Consider the following 7,348-nt stretch of genomic DNA (forward strand, 5'->3'; position numbering starts at 1 on the left):
CCCCGTCCCGCCCGCGCCGCCCGCGCCCCCGCGGGCCGCCCCCCCCCCCCCCCCCGCCCCGCCCCCCGCGCCCCCCGGCGGGCCCCCCCCACTACATGGATTTACGGGCCGGGTTCATTTCCTCCGCCCGCGGCCGCTAACGAATCAATCCCTCTGCATCCGGCGCCTCGCCCTCCCTCATCATGCAGCCAGCTGCCAGCCCCGATTCCAGCACCGCAACGGTTGAGCAGGAGCTCGCCAGCACCAGCCTGCCGACGGTGGACGAACTGCTGGACGAAAGCGCCGCGCCGGAAGAGTCCGCACCGCCGCCGCGCTATCGGCTGCCGCAGGCCGCAGTACCGCCCAACATCATGTTGCAGTCGGCTGTCATCCGGCTGGTGGAGCAGAAGGAACAGATCGACCAGATAGCGCGCAATGGCTTGCTGGCCGGCCTGTTGCCGCCGGAGTGGAGTGCATCGCCCGGCAACGAACTGCGCGCCTTCGTTGCCAGCGTGGTGCCGTTCGCTTCCGACAACGTGCGTGGCGAAACCATCGCCGCGCGCGTGCCGCTGAAGTTCCTGCTCGGCCACTCGCAGCGCTGGGGCAAGCCCGATGTGGCCGAACCCAATTCCCTGTCGGCGTTCCTGGCCAGTGATGAACGGGCCAACAGCGGCGTCAGTGATCACGCCGAGGTCATGCTGCTGTCGCCGTTGGGCCTGGGCTGGGCGCACTCCGGCCGCAGCCGTGTCGGTTTCCTGCGCGCGATGGGCCTGGAATCCATGGCGGCACGGGTGACGGCGTTGCCTTACCCGGCGCCGGAGCAGCTGGCGCTCTACCAGGTCAACAATGACGGCCTGACCCAGTTCTGGTGCGTGTTGGACAAGCGTCGGCTGCGCGCGCTGCCGGTGCCGGCGCTGTCGCTACCGTTGCTGACCGCGTATGGCGTTGCTGCGCCAGAAGCATGGCCGTCCAACTGGCCGGCACCGGCCGACGTTGGCGCGGAGTTGGCGTTGGCGCGGATGGGTAAAGGCACTGCCGAAGTCGATCTGGTCAAGCTGGTGGACAAAATCAGACGTGACCAGGCCAACGATGCCTGGACCGGCGCCAGCCTGATGCAGCTGCACACCTGGGTGCCGCGCTGGCGGTTCTTCCTGACCTCGTTCATCGGTCTGCCGGCCGGCCTGTTGCTGCTTGCAGCATTGGCGTTGCCCGGCCGCGTGGAAGCGGCGGCGGTGGCGGCGTCATTGGGTTTTGCAGGTGGCGCGATCGCGGCCCTTGCCGCGCCGTGGATCTATGCGCGGCGCAAGCACCTGAGTTGATCGTCGCTGACGATCAACCCTCGTTCATGCGCTGCAGGCCGGCATCGGCCAAACGCGTGATCAGGCGTTCGAGTACCTGTTCCTCGTCCTCGGTGAGCGCTGACATCAGGCGCCGTTCCATCTCGATCACCATCGGCGCGATGGTCTCGTAGACCTCGAAGCCCGCGGCCGAAAGCGCCAGCACCGAACGACGACGGTCATCGCCATGGGTCTCGCGTTTGATGAAACCGCGCTCCAGCAGGCGCGCCACGGCGCGGCTGACCGCCACCTTGTCCATTGCCGTGCGCTCGGACACTTCACTGGCCGAGGAGCCCGGATACAGCGCCAGGATGGTGATCACCCGCCATTCGGGAATGGCCAGGCCGTAGCGCTCGCCGTACAGCCGGGCGATGTTGCCGCTGACCCGGTTGGACAGGACGCTGATGCGGTAAGGCAGGAACTGCTCAAGATCCAGCAACACGTGCGAGGCGCGGATGCTGGTGGACTTGCTGTAATCGGAAGAGCTCATGCTGCAGTGCACCTTGATGGTGGTTTCATGTGAAACTATAACCTTCGGTCCAGACCCGCTTTTTTGGGGCGGATCTTCCTGTTTTCATCGCCGGTACCCCGGCGACCGCCATGCTCCCGGAGGCAACCCATGAACACCCCTACTGCATCCAACGCGCCCAACCTGGGCATGCAGGTCACCACCTTTGAAAACCCGATGGGCATCGATGGTTTTGAGTTCGTCGAATTCGGCGCACCGGCGGGGCAGGCTGCCCAGCTGCACGCGTACTTCAAGAACATGGGGTTCACGGCCGTCCTCCGCCACCGGCAGCGTGCTATTACCGTCTACCGTCAAGGCGGCGTCAACTTTCTTGTGAACGAGGAGCCCAACTCGTTCGCTGCCGACTTCGCCGCCAAGCATGGTCCGAGCGCCTGCGGCTTCGCCATCCGCTTCCAGAAGCCGGCCGCCGAGGTGCTGTCAGCGGCCCTGGGCAACGGCGCCGAGGAAGTGGATCTGTTGGCGGATACCCGCGCGGTATCGGCGCCGGTGATCAAGGGCATCGGCGATTGCATGCTGTACCTGGTGGATCGTTACGGCGGTGCCGGAAGCATCTACGACACCGACTACGAGCCGATCGAAGGCGCCGACCAGAACCCGGCCGGCTTCGGCCTGACCTTCATCGATCACCTGACCCACAACCTGTACCTGGGCAACATGCAGCAGTGGTCGGATTACTACGAGCGCCTGTTCAACTTCCGCGAGATCCGCTACTTCGACATCAAGGGGGCAAAGACCGGCTTGGTGTCCAAGGCGATGACCGCCCCGGACGGCGTCGTGCGCATCCCGCTCAACGAGTCGTCCGACCCGAAGAGCCAGATCAACGAATACCTCGACGCCTACAAGGGCGAGGGCATCCAGCACATCGCCTGCTTCACCGACAACATCTACGACACCGTCGAAGCGATGCGCGAGCAGGGCATTGAGTTCCTGGATACGCCGGACACCTACTTCGACGTGGTCGACCTGCGCATCCCGAACAATGGCGAAGACGTCGAGCGCCTGCGCAAGAACAAGATCCTGATCGACGCCGACCCGGAAACCAAGCAGCGCAAGCTGCTGCAGATCTTCACCAAGAACTGCATCGGCCCGATCTTCTTCGAGATCATCCAGCGCAAGGGCAATGAAGGTTTTGGCGAAGGCAATTTCCAGGCCTTGTTTGAAAGCATCGAGCGCGACCAGATGGATCGTGGCGTGCTGTAAGGCTTCTGCTTGAAGCCCCTCTCCCATCGGGAGAGGGGTTGGGGAGAGGGTAGGGTGAGTCAGGCGAGGCGCCGGACGGAGCTCTGTATGACAAGGACGATCAAACCCCCTCTGCCTAGCCAAGTCTTGGAGCAAGCCAAGCGCCTGCGTAGTTCGATGACCGATGCTGAGCGTAGATTGTGGCAGTAGCTGCGGGCTGGGCGCTTGGGGGGCTTCAAGTTCAGGCGTCAGCATCCTGTGCCGCCTTACATAGTGGATTTCTGCTGTGTTGAACGACGGCTGGTGATCGAGCTGGATGGCTCACAACACAATGAAGTGGTGGATGCAGAGCGCACCAGATATCTGCAGTCGCAGGGTTGGCGGGTAGTACGCTATTGGAACAACGAGGTGCTGCTGCAAACAGAGGCGGTGGTCATGGCGATTTTTGGACTCGTGGATGACCTTACCCTCACCCCAACCCCTCTCCCGGAGGGAGAGGGGCTTTAAGCGGCAATGCTTCAGCTCTTACCTCACCCCAACCCCTCTCCCGGAGGGAGAGGGGCTTTGAACGCAACAACACAGGCAGGTTCGTGATGGTCAGCAACGCTTATCAAACCGGCTTCGGCAATGAGTTCGCCACCGAGGCTGTGGCCGGCACCTTGCCGGTGGGTCGCAATTCGCCGCAGCAGGTGGCGCACGGGCTGTATGCCGAGCAGCTGACCGGCACCGCCTTCACCGCGCCGCGCGGCAGCAACCGCCGCAGCTGGCTGTACCGCATCCGTCCGGCGGCGATGCACGGTGAGTTCACCCCGTTTGCGCAGCCGCGTCTGCACAGCGATTTCAGCAAGGCCGCCGCCTCGCCGAACCAGCTGCGCTGGGACCCGCTGCCGTTGCCCACCGAACCCACCGATTTCATCGATGGCCTGTACACGATGGGCGGCAACGGCTCGGCCGAAGCCCATACCGGTGCCGGCATCCACCTGTACGCCGCCAACGCCGACATGCGCGGCCGCTACTTCTACAACGCCGACGGCGAGTTGCTGATCGTGCCGCAGCTGGGCCGGCTGCGCCTGCGCACCGAGCTGGGTGTGATCGAGATCGAGCCGCAGCAGATCGCGGTGATCCCGCGCGGCGTGCGCTTCGCGGTCGAGCTGCCGGACGGACAGGCTCGCGGCTATGTCTGCGAGAACTTCGGCGCGCTGTTGAAGCTGCCCGACCTCGGCCCGATCGGCAGCAACGGCCTGGCCAATCCGCGCGACTTCGAAACCCCGGTTGCCGCCTATGAAAACCTCGACGGTCAGTTCGAGCTGGTCGCCAAGTTCCAGGGCCGCCTGTGGCGCGCCGATATCGGCCACTCTCCGCTGGACGTGGTTGGCTGGCACGGCAACTACGCGCCGTATCGCTATGACCTGCGCCACTTCAACACCATCGGCTCGATCAGCCATGACCATCCGGATCCGTCGATCTTCCTGGTGCTGCATTCGGCCAGCGATACCCCGGGCACCAGCAACCTGGATTTCGTGATCTTCCCGCCGCGTTGGCTGGTGGCGCAGAACACCTTCCGCCCGCCGTGGTTCCACCGCAACATCGCCAGCGAGTTCATGGGCCTGATCCACGGTGCCTACGATGCCAAGGCCGAGGGCTTCGTGCCGGGCGGTGCGTCCATGCACAACTGCATGACCGGCCACGGTCCGGATGCGGCCACCTTCGACAAGGCCTCGCACGCGGACCTGTCCAAGCCGGACGTGATCACCGACACCATGGCCTTCATGTTCGAGACCCGTGGCGTGATCTGCCCGACCGAACAGGCAATGGAGGCCGCGCACCGCCAGCGCGGTTACCAGGCCTGCTGGAGCGGGCTGCGCAACAACTTCACGCCGCCCAAGGCCTGATTCAGGCCGGCAGCGGTGCTGGCTCCAGCACCGCTGCCAGGTGTGTTTCGGGCAGCACTTCCTGCAAGCGTCCACGCACGCGCTGGGCATAGCCGTCCGAGGTCATTGCCGGCAGGTGGCTGAGTGCCAGCTTCAGCGCCTGCACGGTATCGCCTTCCTCGCGCGCTGCCTGCACAAGCTTGTGCAGCTGTGCGGCAGTAGGGTTGCGTTGCAGCGCGAGGATATCCAGCACATAGATGCGCGCTGCTACCATCGAACGGCGTCGCTCCACCGCTGCGCGTGGCATGGCGGCGGGCGATGCGGTCGCCTCGGCAAGCGGCTTCGCAGCCGGACTTGTCGCCGGCGGTGCTGGTGGGGATTCCACCTGCAGATAGCCATCACGCTGCAGTTGCGCGATCAGTTCGGGCACGTCGTTGCCCAGCATGCCGCTCAGTTCGGCCAGGCTGCGTTTGCCGTCGCACAGGATCAATGCCCGCCGCTGGCGCAGGTCCAGCGCGGCGCGGTGCGTCTGCAGCACGGTGTGGCCAAGTTCGGTCTTGTGCGGTTGCATGGGCGTTGGGCACGGGCGACGTAGGCGCCCAGCCTGTCGCCGGCAAGTGAAACCACGATGACAGGCCTGTCTTCGCGCTGGCCGGACACTGTTGCCGCTAGACTCGGCCGCGAACCCGCCCGGAGCTGTTGCATGAAGCGCATTGCCCTGCCGATGTCACTGTTCACCGTCCTGCTGGTGGCCTGCCAGCGCACGCCGCCGGCTGAGCCGGCAGCTGCCGAGCCGGCTGCGGCTCCAGCACCTTCTGCGGCGCCCGCCCCGGCCCAGGTCGCGCCCGTTGCAGCCAGCGATGCCGATTGGCAGGGCTATGGCGCCGCACAACTCGGCATCGATGCCGAGCAACTGCGCGCGGCATGGACGGGCGAGCTGCAGGGCGATACCGCGGCCGACGGTGGCTGCTATTACCTGTCGCCGGCCGCACACAGTGAGGGCGGGCCGTTCTTCATGCTGGAAGAGGGCAAGTTCGTGCGCTATGACATACGCGGTGGCGATACCGCCGCGCCGGGCGGCGGCAGGATCGGCATGGACCTGGCCCAGCTGCAGGTGCTTTACCCACAGGCCGAGCCGCTGCAGCCGCACAAGTACGTGGAAGGCGGCAAGGTGCTGCGGGTGCCGGCAACGGATGGCAGCCAGGGCGTGCTGGTGTTCGAGCTGGGTGCTGATGGCAAGGCCACGCTCTGGCGCGTGGGCCTGCCGCCGCAGGTGGATTACGTGGAAGGCTGCGGCTGATACCCTGCTGCGGCCACAGGCGATAGCGCGGGTACGCTCCCGGCACCGCCGTCATCACTGCAGGGGAGGGAGGCGCAATGTTCGAAGCTATCGCATGGTTTGTCCTGGGACTGGTGCTGCTGGCCCTGGGCGGTGATTCCATCGTCAAGGCTGCCTCCGGCCTGGCCCAGCGCTTCGGTGCCTCGCCCTTCGTGGCCGGCTTGTTGCTGGTGGCCTTCGGTACCTCACTGCCGGAACTGGTGGTCAATGTCCGCGCCTTCGCCGTTGGTGCGCAGGAGCTGGCGCTGGGCAATGCGGTCGGCAGCAATATCGTCAATGTCGGCCTGACCCTGGGTTTGGCGGCGCTGGCTTTCCCGCTGGTGGTACGCACCCGGCTGTTGTCGCCGCTGCTGGTGCTGCTGGCGGTGGCGACGCTGGCCTTGATCGTGTTCGGGCTGGATGGCGCGATCAGCCGCATCGAAGGCATCGTGTTGCTGCTGGGCTTTGTCGGCGTGCTGGCGTTCCTGTTGAAGCGTGCACGGCATGAGCCGGCGGCATTGCAGGAAAGCATCGCTGACTACGCCACCACCCGTACCGTGCTCGGGCTCAACATCATCCGTGTCGTCATCGCGGCGGTGGTGCTGTATTACGGTGCGCGTTTCGTGGTGCAGGCGGCGCCGGTGATTGGTGCGGGCTGGGGCATGTCGCCGTTGCTGGCCGGTTTGTTGCCGGTGGCTATCGGCACTGCCTTGCCGGAAGTCGCCGCGGCCATTGCCGCTGCACGACGCGGGCAGGGCGACATGGTCGTAGGTCACGTGATCGGCTCCAGCCTGTTCAATGTGCTGGTGGTGATCGGCGGCATGGCAGCACTGCGGCCGATGCCGCTGCCGGCCTCGTTCGTGCGCCTGGAGTTGCCGGCGGCAATCGTGTTCGTGCTGATGCTGTACCCGATGCTGCGCGGCGACCTGAAGGTCAGCCGCGGCGAAGGCGCGGTGCTGTTCATCGCGTTCCTGGCGTGGGTAGGCCTGGAGCTGGCGCTGTTGCGCTGACGCTGCATCGGTAGTGGGGGGGCCCCCGCGGGGGGGGGGGGGACCGGGGGGGTCGCGCCCCCCCAGGCAGGGGCGGGCACCGGGGGTGGGCGGGGGGGGGAAAACGCGCCAAGCGGGGCGGCCAC

Annotated in this window: 8 protein-coding genes; 6 read left to right on the forward strand and 2 right to left on the reverse strand. The window is 65.9% G+C overall.

The genetic code is table 11. The features are described from left to right. Positions 1–182: 182 nt before the first annotated feature. Positions 183–1,298 carry a hypothetical protein gene (locus tag AC1VWL_RS18855; protein ID WP_482987694.1) on the forward strand — a complete coding sequence of 372 codons (1,116 nt, stop codon included), beginning with the start codon at positions 183–185 and terminating at the stop codon, positions 1,296–1,298. Positions 1,299–1,311: 13 nt separating this feature from the next. Here the strand turns inward: AC1VWL_RS18855 and AC1VWL_RS18860 are convergent, their stop codons facing one another. Then, the gene (locus tag AC1VWL_RS18860) at positions 1,312–1,806 is read right to left on the reverse strand and encodes a MarR family winged helix-turn-helix transcriptional regulator (RefSeq protein ID WP_282271784.1); all 495 of its coding nucleotides are present in this window, start codon (positions 1,804–1,806) and stop codon (positions 1,312–1,314) included. A 129-nt stretch (positions 1,807–1,935) separates the two neighbouring features. Between AC1VWL_RS18860 and hppD the strand changes: the two genes are divergently transcribed. The 3 genes from hppD (at position 1,936) to hmgA (ending at position 4,916) form a co-directional block, all read left to right on the forward strand. Beyond that, positions 1,936–3,045, forward strand: a complete 1,110-nt coding sequence (hppD, locus tag AC1VWL_RS18865) for a 4-hydroxyphenylpyruvate dioxygenase (protein WP_481614756.1) — start codon at positions 1,936–1,938, stop codon at positions 3,043–3,045. Between the two features lie 237 nt (positions 3,046–3,282). Beyond that, positions 3,283–3,531, forward strand: coding sequence for an endonuclease domain-containing protein (locus AC1VWL_RS18870; RefSeq protein ID WP_482987695.1), 249 nt, complete (start codon positions 3,283–3,285; stop codon positions 3,529–3,531). An 86-nt stretch (positions 3,532–3,617) separates the two neighbouring features. Then, positions 3,618–4,916 (forward strand): homogentisate 1,2-dioxygenase, encoded by a 1,299-nt coding sequence (hmgA, locus tag AC1VWL_RS18875; RefSeq protein WP_482987696.1) that lies wholly within the window; start codon positions 3,618–3,620, stop codon positions 4,914–4,916. A 1-nt stretch (position 4,917) separates the two neighbouring features. Here the strand turns inward: hmgA and AC1VWL_RS18880 are convergent, their stop codons facing one another. Further along, positions 4,918–5,466, reverse strand: coding sequence for a hypothetical protein (locus AC1VWL_RS18880; RefSeq protein WP_482987697.1), 549 nt, complete (start codon positions 5,464–5,466; stop codon positions 4,918–4,920). Positions 5,467–5,598: 132 nt separating this feature from the next. On the opposite strand from AC1VWL_RS18880, the gene AC1VWL_RS18885 reads away from it, so the two are divergent. Then, complete coding sequence (locus AC1VWL_RS18885) at positions 5,599–6,195, forward strand: lectin (protein ID WP_482987698.1); 597 nt, start codon at positions 5,599–5,601, stop codon at positions 6,193–6,195. A 77-nt stretch (positions 6,196–6,272) separates the two neighbouring features. Beyond that, positions 6,273–7,223: a calcium/sodium antiporter gene (locus AC1VWL_RS18890; protein WP_296253549.1), complete on the forward strand. Its 951-nt coding sequence runs from the start codon at positions 6,273–6,275 to the stop codon at positions 7,221–7,223. The last annotated feature ends 125 nt before the right edge of the window (positions 7,224–7,348 follow it).

The organism is Stenotrophomonas sp. STEN063, assembly GCF_056854515.1.

Excerpts from the sequence above, each read along its gene's own strand:
- AC1VWL_RS18880 (WP_482987697.1), bottom strand. The coding sequence starts at position 5,466 with ATGCAACCGCACAAGACCGAACTTGGCCACACCGTGCTGCAGACGCAC.
- AC1VWL_RS18855 (WP_482987694.1), top strand. The coding sequence starts at position 183 with ATGCAGCCAGCTGCCAGCCCCGATTCCAGCACCGCAACGGTTGAGCAG.
- AC1VWL_RS18890 (WP_296253549.1), top strand. The coding sequence starts at position 6,273 with ATGTTCGAAGCTATCGCATGGTTTGTCCTGGGACTGGTGCTGCTGGCC.
- AC1VWL_RS18885 (WP_482987698.1), top strand. The coding sequence starts at position 5,599 with ATGAAGCGCATTGCCCTGCCGATGTCACTGTTCACCGTCCTGCTGGTG.
- AC1VWL_RS18860 (WP_282271784.1), bottom strand. The coding sequence starts at position 1,806 with ATGAGCTCTTCCGATTACAGCAAGTCCACCAGCATCCGCGCCTCGCAC.
- hmgA (WP_482987696.1), top strand. The coding sequence starts at position 3,618 with ATGGTCAGCAACGCTTATCAAACCGGCTTCGGCAATGAGTTCGCCACC.
- hppD (WP_481614756.1), top strand. The coding sequence starts at position 1,936 with ATGAACACCCCTACTGCATCCAACGCGCCCAACCTGGGCATGCAGGTC.